Below are 16,907 nucleotides of genomic sequence, written 5' to 3' on the forward strand. Positions count from 1 at the left end.
CACAACTTTAGTAGATAATGGTGCCTATGAGTACTTCTGTAAATATTGTTGCTATTTCTCGTGCGGACGCTTCCCTGATTGCTACCGAGGAGCAGCTGGTGGCTGCGCTGCAGGCGGTTGAGGGCCTGGAGCTTGAGTCAGGTCTTTTGATGGAGGTTCCTGCCTCTCGCGTAGAGCGCGAGGCTGAGGGCCCGGCCTACTCGGTCTATATTGCCGCGGCTTCGTGGGAGCGCGGTGGTGTTGAGGACGCCCGCGGCGCCTTGGGGCTGCTCGATGGGGCGCGCTCGCTGGGCTTTGACCTGAATGTGGTGCCCGCTGAGTTGGCCAACGATGAGAAGAAGCTGCTTATTATGGATGTTGACTCTACCCTGATCCGCCAGGAGGTCATTGACGAGTTGGCAGCTGCGGCAGGACGCGGCGCTGAGGTTGCTGAGGTGACCGAGCGGGCGATGCGCGGGGAGCTCGATTTTGAGGCGTCCTTGCGTGAGCGGGTTGCCACTCTAGCCGGTCTCGAGGAGTCGGTGATTGATGAGGTGGCTTCCAAGGTGCTGTACTCCCCCGGCGCCACCAAGCTGGTTGAGGTTTTCCTGGCTGCCGGCCACGAGGTCTGCGTGGTCTCGGGCGGGTTTGTGCAGGTTCTCTCCCCGCTGGCAGGCTACCTGAACCTTTCCAAGGCGCGCGCCAACGTCCTTGAAATAATCGAGGGCAAGTTGACCGGCAAGGTCACCGGTGAGGTCATTACCGGTGAGGTCAAGAAGGAGTCGCTGAAGGAGTGGGCTAAGGAATTCGATATTAAGTCCTCCCAGACCATTGCTGTGGGCGACGGTGCCAACGATGTGCTCATGATCCTTGAGGCGGAGCTGGGTGTTGCTTTCAATGCCAAGACTGCCCTGTTGGAGGTCGCCGACACCCAAATCAACACCCTGCGCCTAGACGCGGTGCGCCACTTCGCTGGGCTCTAAAGACTTGCGGGGCACTGCCCTCACGCTATAGATAAAGGACGCTGGTAGGTAGCTACCAGCGTCCTTTTACGTACTGAAATCAGCGGGTTTGTACCATGCCCTGCCCACTTTTAACCTTAAAAGCGGGCAGGGTGCGGTACAAAGTTCGGCAGGAGGCTACTTGATGAAGCTGCCTGCGCCGCCGACCAGCTCGATGTGGCCGGTTTCTACGTCGGCAGTTACCATCTTGGAGACTTCCTGGGCGAACTCGTTGACGGTGTAGAGTTTGCCGGCTTCTTCGCGGCGGGCCTCAATGGCGCCGGGGTGCAGGCGGTTGAGCAAGGCTGCGGTGACGGTACCTTCAATCATGTCGGCGGAGACAACCACCAGGGAGATGCCCTTTTCGGTGAGGGCGGGGATTTCTGCTAGCAGGGCGTCCTCGCCGGCGCGCTTGGACTCAGCAACCGGCTTGTACTCGGGCATGGTCTCTACTTCGCGGATGAAGTGAGCCTGGTGGCTGGTCACAAAGACGATACGGCCACCCTCAGGCATCTTTTCGGCTGCCAGGCGGGCCAGGCGCAGCTGGGAGTCGCGGTTAAGCACCATGGCGTAGTCGTCGGGCATGCCGGCTTCCATGCCGCCAGAGGCGTTGAGAATGAGGTAGTCCAGGGAGCCGAAGTTCTCGATGGCAGCCTCTACCAGGGCGGCGGCGTCCTCAGCCTTGGTCACGTCGCCCTGTACGGCAACGGCCTTGCCACCGGCTTCTTCAATGGCGGCAACAACCTTGGTTGCACGGGGTGCCTTGGAGCGGTAGTTGACGATGATGTTGGCTCCCTGGGCGGCAAGAATCTGGGCGGTGTCTGCGCCCACGCCGCGGGAGGAACCGGTAATGATAATGGTCTTGTTCTGAAGTGACATTCTTAGTCCTTATAAGCGTTGTACAAATGATTTGTTTAAGTAGCAATGGGCGGTAGCTCCCCGCTCTGGCGTACACAGCAGCCTGGGAAGGTGTGTGCCCCGTCCGTTGGCTCGGGGCTGGCGTGAATCACGACGAGCCCCCGGGCGAGGAGTGAGAGGGTCGCGGACGGGCACACACCGGCTAGGCTGTATTAGTGCCCCATACCCAGGCCACCGTCGACGGGAATCACGGCACCTGAGATGTACCCTGCGGCGTCGGAGGCGAGGAAGAGGGCTACGTCGGCGATTTCTTTGGGTTCGGCGAAGCGACGGGCGGGGATGGAGTCGGTGTACTGCTTTTTGAGGTCGTCGGAGAGTTCCTCGGTCATGTCGGTTTTGATGAAGCCGGGGGCGATGACGTTGGCGGTGATGTTTCTGGCGCCGAGTTCGCGGGTGATAGAGCGGGCCATGCCGACGAGACCTGCTTTGGAGGCGGAGTAGTTGACCTGGCCGGGGTTGCCGTAGAGGCCGGCGACGGAGGAGATGAAGATGATGCGGCCGCCCTTGTTTTTGAGCAGGCCCTTGGTGGCGCGCTGGGCGACGCGGAAGGCGCCGGTGAGGTTGGTGTCGATGACGGTGGTGAAGTCGTCTTCTTTCATGCGCATGAGCAGGGTGTCTTTGGTGATGCCTGCGTTGGCGATGATGACGCTGACGGGGCCGAATTCTGCTTCGACGGCGGTGAAGGCTGCATCGATGGAGGATGAGTCGGTGACGTCTGCTTTGACGGCGAAGAAGTCGGTGGGGGGTTCGCCGCTGCGGTAGGTGATGGCGACGTTGTAGCCGGCTTTTTTGAATTCGGTGGCGATGGCGTGGCCGATGCCGCGGTTGCCGCCGGTGATGAGTACGGTGGGGTTGGTCATTGTTTCACCTTGTTGTGGGGTTTTGTTTCTGCCCCTATCTTACGCTCTTGAGAAAAAAGTGGTGGTTTGTTCAAGTAGGCGCGTGTTATTTGGCCTGGTGGGTTTGGTTAAGGGGTCGGGCGGGGTGTGTGTGCGAGGGGTAGACTGGTGGGGTGAGTTTGAGCCTGTGTGAGGAGGGTGCCGGTGGCGCAGAAGTATTGGACTGCTGAGGATTTGAAGGCTGCTGGGTACTCTTCGGGTGATTCTGAGGTTTTTGAGATTACGGACGCTGCTGAGCGGCAGTCGGTGGGGGTTAGTTCGCGGGCTAAGGTGTATGCCTTCAAGATGTTTTTGCGCATTGTTTTTATTATTGCTGCGGTGATGGTGGACGGTGTGTGGCAGTGGGTGTGCCTGGCGGCAGCTGCGATTATTCCATGGACGGCTGTGGTGGTGGCTAACGGTGAGGCTAAGCAGGGTGGTGGCGGTTTTTCTGCCATGCTGCCGCCGGAGCAGCAGGCTGCTATTGAGGCGGCTCAGGCTGATCGGGCAGCTCGTGCCGCTGCGGCCGAGGGTGCGGACGCCGGTGGGCCAGCTGGTAGCCGTACCCAGGCGAGCGCTCACTCGGCAGATTCTGCGGCTGAGGGTTCTGGTGAGCCGGTGATTATTGATGGTGAAGTGGTTTTTGATGAGGACGGTAGGGAGTAGCGGGTGGATATTTTAGGCTCTTTGAATCAGGGTCAGGCAGATGGCAGTGGCCAGGGGCCTGAGTTTGTGAAGTGTAGCCGTAAGGGCTGCCAGGGGCAAGCTTGTTTTGAGGTGCTGTGGAATAACCCGAAGGTGCATGCCCCGGAGCGGCTCAAGAGCTGGGCGGCTTGTGAGGAGCATGTGCAGTATTTGCAGGATTTTTTGGTGGCGCGTAGTTTTTGGAAGCAGACTGTCCCTCTGGGATAGGGTGGTTGGTTGTGAAGAAATACGGTTTTTTGCTCTCTGGTAAGTGGGTTGGCCTGTTTGTGCTGACGGTGGTCGCCTCGCTGGTGTGCCTGTATTTGGCGAGCTGGCAGATGAGCCGCAAGGAGGCGCTTGATTTTTCGAATGAGCGTATTTCGCAGAACTATGATACCGCTCCCCTGGATTTTGCGGACGATTCTAGCCTGTTTGCGTCCGCTTATTCTGAGCTGCGCTGGCAGCCGGTGACCATGACCGGCCAGTACCTGAGTGAGCACCAGTTGCTGGTGCGTAACCGGCCCTATAACGGGTTGAACGGGTATGAGGTGCTGGTGCCTTTCCAGACCGACCAGGGCCATATTGTGGTGGTCAACCGTGGCTGGATGGAGGCTGCGTTTGGGGATGCCGGCTCGACGGCTTCCCCGGTACCTGCTCCCCCGACTGGGCAGGTGACCATTACGGTGCGCCTGGTAGAGGGTGAGATTGATACGGGTGCTTCATCGGTGGATGGGCAGATTACCAGTATTGACCTTCCCGAGGTTGCTGAGGTGACCGGTCTTGATGTTGATACGGTCAATTACGGTGTGATGGCTTCTGAGAGCCCGGCCCCGGCAAGCACCCCGGTTGCTAAGGATAAGCCAGAGGAAGATTACGGGCCGAACCTGTCGTATTCGGTGCAGTGGTACTGTTTTGCGGCTATGTTCTATATTGCCTATTTCTGGTCTGCCCGCCAGAAGGTGCGTAACGATGAGCTCGATGCACAGGTTGCCGCTGAGCTTGAGGCCTATTTTGGTCAGTTCTACGATGCTGATGGCACCTATATCGGCGATGAGGACGAAGAGGTGGTACGCCGCCGCATGGAGTTTGTGGATGATATGCCCGCGCATATGAAGTCCATTGTGCGCCCCAAGGCTCCTAAACGCAGTAAGAAGATTACCGATGAAGAGGTGGAGGATGCCCTGCTCGATGAGCAGCTCTACCGCTAGGCTTTGTAGGTGATTGAGATAGAAAACGCTCCCCTCCACCGATTCAGGGTGGAGGGGAGCATTTCTTTAGCTGGCTGCTGTGCTACTGGATTTTTTCTACCTCGTGGGTAAAGACCACCCCGTCGTCGGTGAAGTGGTCAATCATGGCCAGGGAGTAGACGTCGTAGCCGCGGTTGCGGAATTCTTTGCCGCCGCCCTGGAAGACCTTTTCGATGGCAATACCGATGCCGGCTACCTGGGCCCCGCCCTGCTCGCAGAGGTGGGTTAAGCCGTGCAGGGCCTGGCCGTTGGCCAGGAAGTCATCAATAATCAGGATGCGATCCTCGGGGGTAACAAAACGCTTGTCGACGCGGATGTCGTACTCGATTTTCTTGGTGTACGAGAATACCTTGGAGTGGTAGGTGTCGGTGGAGAGGGTTTTGGAGGAAATCTTCTTGGCAAAGACCATGGGCACACCCAGGTGCAGGGCTGCGGTCATGGCCATAGAGATACCGGAGACTTCGAGGGTGAGGACTCGCGTGATTCCAGCGTCCTTAAAGTGCTCGGCGAAGTCGCGGCCCATGTCCATCATGAGCTGGGGGTCGACCTGGTGGTTGACGAACTGGTCAACTTTAAGAATGTTGCCGGGTAGGATGCGGCCATCGCGGCGGATGCGGTCTTCGAGGAGTTTCATGCGGTTTTCTTCTTTCGGTCGACCAGGATGATGTTGAGCAACAGGGCTGCCAGGGTTCCGGTGGAGATGCCGGATGAGAGAATCATCTGCAGGGCGGTGGGCAGGTTGGCGAGCATGTCGGGGCGGACAGTTACGCCAATACCCAGGGCGAAGGCCACCGAGACGATGAGCAGTTCGCGGTCGCCCAGTTCGATGGTGGTGAGGGTTTTGATGCCCTGGGCTGCGACCAGACCGAACATGATGACGCCTGCACCACCGAGGACGGGCTGGGGCATCACGGAAATCAGGGCTGAGAGCTTGGGGAAGACGCCGAGGATAGCCAGGATGATGCCTGCGGTAATCATGACGCGGCGGGAGGCTACCTTGGTGAGGGTAATGAGGCCGACGTTCTGGGAGAAGGCGGTGTTGGGGCCTGCGCCGAAAGCGCCTGCTAAAGCTGAGCCGACGCCGTCCGCAAGCACACCGTTAGAGACGCGCTTGCTGTCGAGTGTGGCGCCGGATGCCTGGCCGATAGCCATCATGATGCCGACCGTTCCGATGGTGGAGACGATGTAGGCGGGGACAAAGGCAAGGGTGGAGGCCAGGTCAAAGTGCAGGCCGTAGGCGAAGATATTGGGCAGGGCGAACCAGGCGGCATCTGAGACGACAGAAAGGTCAACTAGGCCCAGGGGAATGCAGACCAGGTAGCCGGCGACCATGCCGATAAAGACGGCGGCAGCGCGCAGAATACCGCGGCCAAAGTGGGCGATCGCGAGAGTGAGAGCCATGACGCCAAAGGCAATGGTGAGGTTCTGCAGGGAGCCATAGTCCTCGGAGCCCGCGCCGCCTGCTGCCCAGTCCATGGAGACCGGCAGCAGGGTGATGCCGATGAGGGCCACCACGGTACCGGTAATCAGCGGCGGGAAGAAACGCATCAGGGGCTTAATGAAGCGGGAGAGCACAATCTCAACCAGTGAGGCGCTGATGGTAGCGGCAACGATTCCGGCCATGCCGAACTGGGAGCCAACCGCGATAGTGGGGTTGACGAAGGTGAAGTCGGTGCCCATCATGCCGGGCACGCGAGCGCCCACGGGGCCGATGCCGCGGGACTGGATGAAGGTGGTGAGGCCCGCGACGAAGATGGAGGCACTGACCATCAGTGAGGTTTGGGCGACGTTAAAGCCGAGGGCGGTGCAGACGACCAGGGGTACCGCGATGATTCCGGCAAAGGCTGCCAGGATGTGTTGGAACGCTAGCAGGATAGAGACACCGAGGGGTGGAGTGTCGTCGATCTGGTAGAGCATGTCGGTTGAAGTTTCAGCAGGGGCCTGGGGTTCTGACCCTTGGGTATGTTGGTTCAACGAAGGACTTTCGGTATGTAGTTGTAGTGGGTGTAAGGACGCTCGCCCCGGCAGGGCTGCCGTGGCGGGGTGATCCTAATTTTTAGTCTACGCTTCTTGCTCGCTCTGGGCGAACACTCCCCCGGCTATGCCCACCCCGTGACCACCGGCATCCTTTTAGAACAAATATTCGAAATTGTGTTAAAGTGGTACTTTCACTTCCAGAGGATTATTCATAAGGATTGCACCATCATGATGGGTTATTCCCACTCCATTAGCGCAGCAGCAGCCTGGCTAGCTCTCAACGAGGCGGGAGTACTGGGTATTGATGACCCCACCACCCTGGCTGTCACTACCCTAGCGGCCGCCGGTGCGGGCATGCTCCCCGATATTGATCACCACAACGGCACCATCGCCCACTCGATTCCTCCGGTCAGTCGCTGGGTTGCGCTGCTGGTGGGGCGGCTCTCAGGTGGCCACCGTAAGGGAACCCATTCTTTGGTTGGCCTAGCAGCCTTTTGGGCCCTGGCCTTTTTTGCCGACCGCCTGACCTACGCGGGTATCCCCGTCCTAGCCCTGGCTCTAGCCGGTTTTGCTGGTGGCCTGGCCCTACGCACCTTCAAGGCGGCGAGGGGCTGGCTGGGGGCGCTCGCGGTCATTGCCGGAACCATCTATACCGACTCACTGGCCCTAATGCCCTGGGCGGTTCTCACCGGGGCGACCACCCATATTCTGGGCGATGCCCTGACTACCAGAGGAGCCAACCCCTTCTGGCCAGCCACCGTCAAGCCCGTAGTGCCCAGCAAGCTCTGGCGCAAGAGCGGCTACATGGCCCTACCCATCCTGGGCGATGCTGGCTCAGCCCGCGAGAACTTCCTCACCGCCGCCCTGACCGTCTACATCGGGGCCTACATCCTGGCCTTTTTCGGCTTCCTAACCAGCTACCCCACCCAGCTAATCAGCGGCTTCTTCACCGGAGCCTAAGACTTCAGGCAAAGACAGCAGGAGGCCCGGCACCGCGTGGTGCCGGGCCTCCTGTCTTTCACCCGTGTATCACTTCTATGTAGTCACTCATTGAGGTGGGGTGGGAAGGAAAACAAAATATATCTGTGCCGCTGAGGCGAACGATGCTTAGTCTTCGGTCCAGAAAACGTCGACCTCTACGCCCTCTTCAGCGATTTCGGGGTAACGTACGTCGTGTGATTCCAGCATTGAATCATCCTTTCAAGGTTCGGCCCAACGTCGGTGTTGGATTTGTGTGCCGCCTCATCGGTGAGGCGGTGTTCTTGAGGTGTAGCTGGGGAAGATTGGCTTCCGAAGCTGGTATTTACTTTACGCCGCCCGACCTGCCCTGCACTAGCGAAATAGGTCCGTTATCATTTCGTGACCTTTGGTTGGGAAAGGAAAACCCACGAAACACACAGGTCTTGTTCGTAGAGTGTGGTGACCCCAACAGTGGGCTTGTGTAAGAAACAGACACACAAGCCTATTTGTACGGACCAGAGGGGGGCGGGCGTCCGCTCATTCCTGCCTAAGCCAGGGAGATGAGGTCCTGGTATTCCTTGCTCCACAAATCTTCTACCGCATCAGGCAGCAGTAGCACGCGCTCGGGGTCAAGGGCCTCAACCGCACCCTCATCGTGGGAGACCATCACAATGGCTCCCTGGTAGTTCTTCAGGGCGTTCAAAATCTCTTCGCGCGAGGCCGGGTCGAGGTTGTTGGTGGGCTCATCGAGCAACAGAACATTGGCAGACGAGGCCACCAGGGTTGCCAGCGACAGGCGGGTTTTCTCGCCGCCGGAGAGCACGCCGGCGGGCTTATCAACGTCGTCCCCCGAAAAGAGGAAGGAGCCGAGAATAGTGCGGACGCGGGTGTCATCGAGGTCGGGGGCCGCCGACTTCATGTTCTCAAAGACGGTGCGGTCGTGGTCCAGGATCTCGTGTTCCTGGGCAAAGTACCCCACCTTGGCCCCGTGTCCGTAGATGACCTCGCCGGTATCGGGCTGGGTGCTCTTAGCTAGCATGCGTAGCAGGGTGGTCTTACCGGCGCCGTTAAAGCCCAACACCACCACGCGCGAGCCGCGGTCGATGGCCAAATCGACGTCGGTGAAAATTTCGAGGGATCCATAGCTCTTGGATAGGCCGGCTGCTGACAGGGGCGTCTTGCCGCAGGGGGCAGGGTCGGGGAAGCGAATCGCGGCCACCTTATCGACCTGGCGCTCTTCCTCCAGCCCGCGCATGAGCTTTTCGGCTCGCTTAATCATCTGCTGGGCCGCAACTGCCTTGGTTGCCTTGGCGCGCATCTTGTTGGCCTGCTCCATCAGGGCCAAGGCCTTCTTCTGGGCATTGGCGCGCTCGCGCTTGCGGCGGGCCTCATCCTGCTCGCGCTGCAGCAGGTAGTTCTTCCAGCCCATGTTGTAGATGTCAATGACGCAGCGGTTGGCATCCAGGTAGAAAACCTTGTTGACTACCAGTTCCATCAGTTCCACGTCGTGGGAGATAACCAGGATGCCGCCCTGGTAGTTCTTCAAAAACTCGCGCAGCCAGACCACCGAGTCGGCGTCCAGGTGGTTGGTGGGCTCATCGAGCAGCATGGTGTCAGCATTGGCAAAGAGAATGCGGGCCAGCTCGACGCGGCGGCGCTGACCACCGGAGAGGGTGGACAGGGGCTGATTGAGGACGCGCTCGGGCAGGTCAAGATTGGCGGTGATGGTAGCTGCCTCAGATTCGGCCGCATAGCCGCCACCGGCAATGAACTCAGCTTCGAGCCGGTCGTAGCGGCGCATGCCCTTGGCGTGCTCTGCGGGGTCTTCACTGGCCATCATTTCCTGGGCCTGGCGCATTTTGCGGGCAACCCCGTCCAGGCCTCGGGCCGAGAAGATACGGTCCTTGGCGAGCTGGGTCATGTCATCGACCTTGGGGTCCTGGGGCAGGTAGCCGATGGTACCACCACGGGTGACGGTACCGTCTGCAGGCAGGGTCAGCCCGGCCAGCACCTTGGTCATGGTGGTTTTACCAGCGCCGTTTCGGCCCACGAGTCCCACCTTATCGCCCTTATCGATGCGGAAGGTGACGTCCTCCATGAGCAGGCGAGCGCCAGCTCGCAGTTCGAGGTTATTGACTGACAGCACGGGTCTGCTCCTTGGGTGGGGTGAGTTGGCCAGCTATCTATCTTACCGCCCCGGTGTGGTGCTGGTCGATGTTGGAAGGGCCACCGGGGCGTTGATTCGGGCCAGCGTCACAAAAGCGAAAGAAAAGCGGAGTTTTTGAACGGTGTTCAAACCTGTTTATAGTAGTGGACATGACATCATCACAGACTTCCCCGCGCACAGCGCGCGCCGCCGCTAATCCCGGTCACGATTTGGCCCTTATCGCTGTTTTTGCCGCTTTTATTACCGTATGCGCCTTGCTGCCCGCTATTCCGGTGGGCCCGGCTGCCGTTCCGATTACCCTCCAGACCCTGGCGATTTACATCGCAGCCCTGACCCTGGGCGGTACCCGCGCTGCTCTTGCCGTCACTCTGTATGTCGTTGCTGGCCTGGTTGGCCTTCCGGTTTTCTCGGGCGGACGCGGCGGCTTCGGCACCATTGTCTCCCCCTCCTTTGGCTACCTGCTGGGCTTTATTCCCGGTGCCCTGGTTACCGGCGGGCTTGCCTACGCAGCCCTGCGCCGCCGCATGAGCGGGGCCGGCCTATTTGGCGCCTTTGTGGTGGCTGTATTGGCAGGCTTTGCTATCATCCAGGTCTTTGGCGTTGCCGGCATGATGATCAATGCAGACCTTGAACTGGGTGCTGCCGTTGCCGCTGCCCTGATTTACATCCCCGGCGATCTCATCAAATGCCTGGTAGCCGTGCTGGTTGCCCTGGCCGTGCACCGAGCATTCCCCACCCTGGCCCGCCGCTAGGTACGATAGAGCCCGTGTTTTTCTCTCGCTCTTCACGCGCAAGTGCTGCAAGCCCGTCGGCCCAATTTTCGGACGACGGGCTGCTTGCCACCCGCTCAGCCACCGTTACCGTTGATACCGGCACCAGCGACCGCACTCTCTTGCACAACATCACCGTGGAGCTTTCAGCCCCGCGTACCGCAGTGCTCGGTCTCAACGGCTCGGGTAAATCAACCTTCTTAAGGCTCTTCAACGGGCTCTCCCAGCTCACCTCGGGCGAGGTCACCGTACACGGGGTAAGCGTGAGTGAGCATCTACCTGCGGTGTGCTCGCGGGTAGGCATGCTCTTTTCAGACCCCGGCGCCCAGCTGGTGATGCCGACGGGTGTTGAGGATGTCGAGCTCTCCCTTCAGCACATCAAGGGTAAGGACACCCGCCGCGCCGCCGCTCTGGAGGCCCTTGCTGAGCGCGGGGTTGAGCACCGCGCTTTTGACTCTGTCTATAACCTCTCAGGCGGTGAAAAACAGTTGACCGCCCTAGCTGCTGTACTTGCAGTAAACCCTAAGGTTCTACTTTTAGATGAACCCACAACTCTTTTAGATCTCAAGAATAGGTTGAGGCTATTTGACCTGCTCGACTCACTTCCCCAGCAGCAGGTCATCTCCACCCACGATCTTGACCTGGCAGTTACCTGCGATGAAGCAATCGTCATCCATGAGGGCCGCCTGCTGGCGCAGGGGCCGGCAGAAGACGTCCTGGCAGATTACCAGCGCTGGTGCTCCACGGACTTCCCAGCCCCATCTGAACCTGCTGAGCCCCAACGTCCCGGGGGCCGGGCGTGAACATTGCCAACCAGCTCTTTGGCACCTATCAGCCCCTTAACACTCCGGTACACCGGGCACCCCTGTGGGTCAAAGGCGTCTTCATTCTTCTGCTGGGCATCTACCTGGCAGCTACCAGCCACTGGGGTTTTGGCTTTGCGGCCCTCGTGCTGGTGCTGACTCTTGGGGCTCTGGCAAAAATTCCCTGGCGCACCTGGGTGCAGTCCCTGGCTTCTCTTTCCTGGTTGCTGGCGATTCTGTTGGTCTACTACCTGGTCAGCGGCAAGATTGAGTCGGGGGCGGACGTCCTGCTGACCCTACTCACCATGATTGCAGCTTCAAAGGTGCTGCTGTGGTCGACCCCTATGCCGGTGTTGATTGACGGGTTTATCTGGCTGTGCACCCCCCTGAAGCGGGTGGGTGGCTCCCCTGAGCGGGTGGGGCTGGCTCTGGCCCTGATGGTGCGTTCTATTCCGGTGATTATGGATAGCTGGCAGCTAATTCAGGCGGCGGTGGCCGCCCGCGGAATCAAGGTCGCCCAGTTCCGGCTTTTCATTCCCTTGGTGATTGCCACAGTGGCCTACGCCCACGAAACCGGCGATGCCCTGGCCGCCCGGGGCCTTGACCGATAAAGATGATTTACTGTGTATAAAAAGAAGAGGAGCCAGACCTGGCTCCTCTTCGTAATTATCTTGTGCTAAAGGGGGAGAAAGCTAAACTGCTTCCAACTAAATCCTCTAGCTTCGTGAGACCAACTTTATACTAGAACCATGCCTGAAGCAACCAATTTAAGCATTGACGAGCTTACCAAGGTACTCAGCGCACCACGCCTAAAGACCTACCAGCTCGCCTATTACCAGCTCGGATTTTCAGATGTCACTGGGCTTTATACATGGAACGCAAAAGTCTCAGCAGCGCTCATACTGCCAGCCCATTTTGCTGAAATATCAATCCGCAACGTTGCAGATGAGGTTCTTACCACCGTGTACGGCGAAAAATGGCCCTGGTCACCGGGTTTTGTACAATCGCTACCACACAGACAGAGCCAAAATCTAATACGTACTAGGTCAAGTTATACAACAACAGGCAAAGTAATTGCCGAGCTCAAGCTTGTCTTCTGGCAGCAACTTTTTACGCAGCGCCACGATAACCGTCTTTGGCTCCCCTATCTTGCACCGGCAATGCCACACAGCCCTACACGTGACCCCCGGCTTCTCCGGTCAGAGATTCGTGAAAGTATCGAAAGAATACGAACACTTCGAAACCGAATCGCACACCACGAACCCGTTTTCCCCCGAGACCTTACTGAAGATTTAGCCGTCATGCTGAACCTTATTTCGTATCGTTCTGAGGCCACAGGAGAATGGGTAAAAAGTTTAGAAGAGGCCAGCTTTCTCATCTCAACGTTACCGGTTTCACCAACATCTAGCCGCTCTACCTAGGGCATAATAGAAAGGACGAAGGTGCAGAGATGCACCTTTTTTCTTTGACGAAAACGCCCTAGGATTCCATGAAAATCACCCAATTCATTCACCGGCGAGAATGGTTACTCGCCCTGGTGGCGGTGCTGTCCATCGTGGCCCAGGTCTACCTTGACCTCAAGGTTCCCGAGTATATGGAGAACATCACCCTCACCATCTCAACGCCCGGGTCCGAGCTGAAGGACGTCATCTCAGACGGCACCCTCATGCTGGCAGCAGCCCTGACCTCTATGGTCTGCGCCATTATCACCGGCTACTGCACCGCAATTTTCGGTACCACCCTAGCCCGGCGCATGCGGGCCGGGGTCTACAACAAAACCTTCGACCTCTCCAGCGCCGAGGTGAACCACATCGGCACCGACAGCCTTATCACCCGCTCCACCAACGATGTCACCCAGGTGCAGATGTTTGTGGTCATGGGTCTGCAGATGAGCATTAAGGCTCCCATCATGGCGGTCTGGGCTAGCTCCAAAATCGCTACCCAGTCGCTGACCTGGACCATCCCCACCGGGATCGCCGTCCTCGCCACCCTGCTGGTGCTGGGCGTCGCCATGGGCCTGGCAATCCCCCGCATGATGCGCATGCAGAAAATCACCGACCGCCTCAACCGGGTGACCCGCGAGCACCTGACCGGTCTGCGCGTCATTCGGGCCTACACCACCGGTGACTTCCACGAAGAGCGCTTTGAAGAGGTCAACACCGACCTGCGCAACACCACCCTCTTCGTCAACTCCACCATGGCCTTCATCATGCCCCTACTGACCGCCATCATGACGGGCCTTTCCCTCTCCATCTATGTGCTGGGTGCTGTGCTGATTGACGGCACCGCCGACCTGACCGAGCGCGTCACCCTCTTGGGGCAGATGGTGGTCTTCTCTACCTACGCCCTGCAGGTGGTGACCAGCTTCATGATGATGACCGTCATCTTCGTCATTGGCCCGCGAGCCCTGGTTGCCTGGCGTCGTATTCGCGAGGTGCTCTCAACCGAGCCTGCGATTGTGGACGGCGGGGCGAGCGTTGGGGCTGCCCCGGCAGGTTCCCTGGAGTTTAGGGACGTGTCCTTCCGCTACCCCGAGGCAGACGGGGATGCCCTGCATTCGATTTCCTTTACGGCTGCCCCGGGTGAAACCGTGGCGATTATCGGCTCGACCGGCTCGGGCAAGTCCACCCTGGTGAACCTGATTCCGCGTTTTGCTGATGTGCGCGAAGGGTCGGTGCTGGTGGACGGCGTTGATGTACGCGACTGGAACCAGAAAGACCTGCGCGACCGCCTGGCCTACGTGCCCCAAAAGAGTGTGCTGTTCTCGGGCTCGGTGGCCTCTAACCTGGCCCTGGGTGAGGGCCTGCGCCCGGTGACCCCCGGGGACGTGGTGGCGGCGGCTCACGCTGCTGCGGCGGCTGACTTTGTGGGGAAGAAAGAGGATGGCTACGCCTCGGTGGTTGCCCAGAACGGCAAGAACTTCTCGGGTGGCCAGCGGCAGCGCCTGTCCATGGCCCGGGCTTTTGCCCGCGGCGGGGAGATCATGATTTTCGATGATTCCTTCTCAGCCCTGGATTATAAGACCGAGCGGGATATCCGCAGCCAGCTCAAGAAGACCGCCAAGGGGGCGACCATTGTGGTGGTGGCCCAGCGTATCGGTACGGTACGGGAAGCCGACAAGATTCTGGTGCTCGATAAGGGCCGGCTAGTTGGCTCCGGCACCCACGAGGAACTGCTGGCTACCAACGAGGTCTACCAGGATATTGCCCTGTCCCAGCTCTCTGAGGAGGAACTTCGCTCATGAGCCAGTCACCAGTGTTTACCCCCGAAGAGCTAGAATCAGCCCGCCGGGGCCTTGAGTCTGCTGAGCAGCTGCGCGATAGCCAGCTCAAAAGCGAGAAGGGCTCCCGCCCAGGGGGCCCGGGTGGCCCCGGCGGCCCGCCGCGGGCCCCCATGCCGGGGCAGGCGTCCGCCCCCTTTAAGCAGACCATGGGCAAGCTCCTGGCCTACCTGCGCCCAGTACTGCCGGGCATGGTGGTCGCTATTGTCGCTGCCGTCATCGGGGTAATTCTCAACATTGTTGCCCCGCAGTTCCTCTCGGCCATCACCGACGAGATTCAAAAGGGCTTCACCGGCCAGCTGGATATGGGCGAAATCTACCGCCTCATGTGGATTTCCATCGGCATGCTGGTGGCCTCCCTACTCCTGAGTCTGGTGGAGGGGCAGATTATGGCCCGCTCAACCGTCTGGGTATCGCGCTCCATGCGCCACGACCTAGACCGCAAAATCGACCGGCTCCCCCTAGCCTATATGGACAAGGGTTCTACCGGCGACACCCTTTCGCGCGTGACCAACGACGTCGACACCCTACAGCAGACCCTCAACAACTCTCTGGCTACCACCATCACCGGTGTGGTCACCCTGGTGGGCTCAGCCGTTATGATGTTTGTGACCGACTGGCGCATGGCCCTCGCCACTATTGCCGCCTCCCTACTCGGCATTGTGGCCTCCGGCTTCGTGCTGGCCCGCAGCCAGAAGTACTTCGTGGCCCAGCAGCAGCTCCTCGGTAAGCTCAACGGCCACATCGAAGAAACCCTGAGCGGCCACTCCATGATTCGCGCCTACAACGGCGAAATCGCCGCCCGCGCCGAATTTGCCGACCGCAACACCGACCTCTACCAGGTGGCCTGGAAGTCCATGTTCTTCTCGGGCCTCATGTTCCCCCTCATGGGTTTTATCGGCAACCTGGGCTACGTAGTGGTCTGCGTGGTCGGCGCCGCCCTGGTGCTGAACAACACCATCACCTTCGGCATCATCGTCGCCTTCATCGTCTACGTCCGCCTCTTCACCAACCCCCTAGGCCAGCTGGCCCAGTCGGCTACCTCCCTGCAGTCGGTGGCGGCTGCGGGCGCTCGCGTCTTTGAGTTCTTGGAGGCCGAGGAGCTGGCGGACGAGTCTGCCAAGAGCACTCCCATGCCCCAGCCCGTGCGCGGCGCTGTGGACTTTGCGGACGTGCGGTTCAGCTACGAGCCGGGCAAGGAGATTATCCACGGCTTTACCGCCTCGGTAGCTCCCGGCCAGAAGGTGGCGATTGTGGGCCCGACCGGGGCCGGTAAGACCACCCTAGTCAACCTGCTCATGCGCTTCTACGAGCTCGATTCGGGGCAGATTCGCATTGACGGGGTACCCACCACCGATCTGACCCGTGAGCAGGTTGATTCCCTCTTTGCTATGGTGCTGCAAGATACCTGGCTCTTTGAGGGAACCCTGCGTGAGAACGTAGTCTACGGGGCCGGGGAAGTCAGTCAGGAGCGCCTGGATGAGGTCATGGCCTCGGTCGGTCTGGACGAGCTGGTATCGCAGCTGCACGACGGGTACGACACGGTACTGACCGACCAGACCCAGCTTTCTGCAGGGCAGAAGCAGCTGGTCACGATTGCCCGCGCCATGGTGGCCCAGAAACCCTTGCTGATTCTGGATGAGGCAACCTCGTCGGTCGATACCCGCACCGAGCTGCTGATTGCCCGGGCCCTGGGCCAGCTGGCCGTGGGCAAGACCTCCTTCGTGATTGCCCACCGTCTCTCTACCATCCGGGACGCCGACGTCATTTTCGCTATGCGCGACGGCGACATCGTCGAATCCGGCTCCCACGCTGAGCTGCTGGAGCGCGGCAGCTTCTACGCTGAGCTCTACAACTCGCAGTTCGCGGGGGCGGACGAGTAGGGAGGGCGGAGCAGGCTCCCGCTCACTGCCACCCCCAAGGGGACCTGATTTCCAAAATTCGCCAATTACCAGGCCGAAGCTGCTGCGGACGCCGTGCGCCGCAACCTGCCGACGGACGGCACCGAGGCGGGCGAACTCGTCCGCGCCCACCGCCAAGCACTACCTCATCTCACGCAGCTACATCAGCGACGAGCAGTTCACCCGCTACTATGAGTCCCAGCAGCCCGGCTTGGCTCAGTGGCTGGCCGATGCTATCGAGGCAGAGGCCCAGCTGTCCGGTGTGGATCTGGCTAACCCTACCTGGGACTAGCAACCGCCTCTCACCTAACCGAGCGTGCGTCATATCGCTGAGCGTGCACC

At 59.7% G+C, this 16,907-nt stretch carries 17 protein-coding genes; 12 read left to right on the forward strand and 5 right to left on the reverse strand.

Going from position 1 to position 16,907, the window contains the following annotated elements:
• Nucleotides 1-26: 26 nt before the first annotated feature.
• Entirely contained in the window at nucleotides 27-962 is a 936-nt protein-coding gene (serB, locus tag E4U03_RS03975; protein ID WP_209304113.1) for a phosphoserine phosphatase SerB, read from the forward strand.
• Nucleotides 963-1,118: 156 nt separating this feature from the next.
• On the opposite strand, the gene E4U03_RS03980 is transcribed toward serB, so the two are convergent.
• Entirely contained in the window at nucleotides 1,119-1,859 is a 741-nt protein-coding gene (locus tag E4U03_RS03980; protein ID WP_135011698.1) for an SDR family oxidoreductase, read from the reverse strand.
• A 191-nt stretch (nucleotides 1,860-2,050) separates the two neighbouring features.
• The gene (locus tag E4U03_RS03985; RefSeq protein ID WP_135011699.1) at nucleotides 2,051-2,758 is read right to left on the reverse strand and encodes a beta-ketoacyl-ACP reductase; all 708 of its coding nucleotides are present in this window, start codon (nucleotides 2,756-2,758) and stop codon (nucleotides 2,051-2,053) included.
• 183 nt (nucleotides 2,759-2,941) lie between these two features.
• On the opposite strand from E4U03_RS03985, the gene E4U03_RS03990 reads away from it, so the two are divergent.
• The 3 genes from E4U03_RS03990 to E4U03_RS04000 are packed head-to-tail and all read left to right on the forward strand — an operon-like array spanning nucleotide 2,942 to nucleotide 4,668.
• On the forward strand, nucleotides 2,942-3,442 hold the full coding sequence (locus E4U03_RS03990; RefSeq protein WP_167752273.1) for a DUF3099 domain-containing protein: 501 nt from the start codon (nucleotides 2,942-2,944) through the stop codon (nucleotides 3,440-3,442).
• Nucleotides 3,443-3,445: 3 nt separating this feature from the next.
• The gene (locus tag E4U03_RS03995; RefSeq protein ID WP_135011702.1) at nucleotides 3,446-3,688 is read left to right on the forward strand and encodes an acetone carboxylase; all 243 of its coding nucleotides are present in this window, start codon (nucleotides 3,446-3,448) and stop codon (nucleotides 3,686-3,688) included.
• Nucleotides 3,689-3,699: 11 nt separating this feature from the next.
• Complete coding sequence (locus E4U03_RS04000; protein ID WP_135011704.1) at nucleotides 3,700-4,668, forward strand: SURF1 family cytochrome oxidase biogenesis protein; 969 nt, start codon at nucleotides 3,700-3,702, stop codon at nucleotides 4,666-4,668.
• Nucleotides 4,669-4,750: 82 nt separating this feature from the next.
• On the opposite strand, the gene E4U03_RS04005 is transcribed toward E4U03_RS04000, so the two are convergent.
• Complete coding sequence (locus E4U03_RS04005; RefSeq protein ID WP_135011706.1) at nucleotides 4,751-5,341, reverse strand: xanthine phosphoribosyltransferase; 591 nt, start codon at nucleotides 5,339-5,341, stop codon at nucleotides 4,751-4,753.
• Nucleotides 5,338-6,681 carry a nucleobase:cation symporter-2 family protein gene (locus E4U03_RS04010; RefSeq protein WP_209304114.1) on the reverse strand — a complete coding sequence of 448 codons (1,344 nt, stop codon included), beginning with the start codon at nucleotides 6,679-6,681 and terminating at the stop codon, nucleotides 5,338-5,340. Before E4U03_RS04010 ends, E4U03_RS04005 begins: the two co-directional genes overlap by 4 nt.
• Before the next feature lie 231 nt (nucleotides 6,682-6,912).
• Between E4U03_RS04010 and E4U03_RS04015 the strand changes: the two genes are divergently transcribed.
• Nucleotides 6,913-7,644, forward strand: a complete 732-nt coding sequence (locus E4U03_RS04015; RefSeq protein ID WP_135011708.1) for a metal-dependent hydrolase — start codon at nucleotides 6,913-6,915, stop codon at nucleotides 7,642-7,644.
• 547 nt (nucleotides 7,645-8,191) lie between these two features.
• Here E4U03_RS04015 and abc-f read toward each other — a convergent pair.
• The gene (gene abc-f / locus E4U03_RS04020) at nucleotides 8,192-9,790 is read right to left on the reverse strand and encodes a ribosomal protection-like ABC-F family protein (RefSeq protein WP_135011710.1); all 1,599 of its coding nucleotides are present in this window, start codon (nucleotides 9,788-9,790) and stop codon (nucleotides 8,192-8,194) included.
• 170 nt (nucleotides 9,791-9,960) lie between these two features.
• Here abc-f and E4U03_RS04025 point away from each other — a divergent pair, with 170 nt between their 5' ends.
• The 7 genes from E4U03_RS04025 (at nucleotide 9,961) to E4U03_RS13710 (ending at nucleotide 16,857) form a co-directional block, all read left to right on the forward strand.
• A complete protein-coding gene (locus tag E4U03_RS04025) occupies nucleotides 9,961-10,563 on the forward strand; it encodes a biotin transporter BioY (RefSeq protein ID WP_135011712.1) in 603 nt (200 codons plus the stop codon).
• 14 nt (nucleotides 10,564-10,577) lie between these two features.
• Nucleotides 10,578-11,384, forward strand: coding sequence for an energy-coupling factor ABC transporter ATP-binding protein (locus tag E4U03_RS04030; protein WP_245207660.1), 807 nt, complete (start codon nucleotides 10,578-10,580; stop codon nucleotides 11,382-11,384).
• Nucleotides 11,381-11,995, forward strand: coding sequence for an energy-coupling factor transporter transmembrane component T family protein (locus E4U03_RS04035; RefSeq protein WP_135011716.1), 615 nt, complete (start codon nucleotides 11,381-11,383; stop codon nucleotides 11,993-11,995). Before E4U03_RS04030 ends, E4U03_RS04035 begins: the two co-directional genes overlap by 4 nt.
• 138 nt (nucleotides 11,996-12,133) lie before the next feature.
• A complete protein-coding gene (locus E4U03_RS04040) occupies nucleotides 12,134-12,805 on the forward strand; it encodes a hypothetical protein (protein ID WP_135011718.1) in 672 nt (223 codons plus the stop codon).
• Nucleotides 12,806-12,873: 68 nt separating this feature from the next.
• Nucleotides 12,874-14,628, forward strand: a complete 1,755-nt coding sequence (locus E4U03_RS04045; protein WP_135011720.1) for an ABC transporter ATP-binding protein — start codon at nucleotides 12,874-12,876, stop codon at nucleotides 14,626-14,628.
• Entirely contained in the window at nucleotides 14,625-16,547 is a 1,923-nt protein-coding gene (locus E4U03_RS04050; protein ID WP_135011722.1) for an ABC transporter ATP-binding protein, read from the forward strand. The genes E4U03_RS04045 and E4U03_RS04050 overlap by 4 nt, the downstream gene beginning before the upstream one ends.
• A gap of 82 nt (nucleotides 16,548-16,629) precedes the next feature.
• The gene (locus E4U03_RS13710; protein ID WP_416220610.1) at nucleotides 16,630-16,857 is read left to right on the forward strand and encodes a TipAS antibiotic-recognition domain-containing protein; all 228 of its coding nucleotides are present in this window, start codon (nucleotides 16,630-16,632) and stop codon (nucleotides 16,855-16,857) included.
• The last annotated feature ends 50 nt before the right edge of the window (nucleotides 16,858-16,907 follow it).

Source organism: Rothia nasimurium, from assembly GCF_004569295.1.
GTDB lineage: Bacteria > Actinomycetota > Actinomycetes > Actinomycetales > Micrococcaceae > Rothia > Rothia nasimurium_B.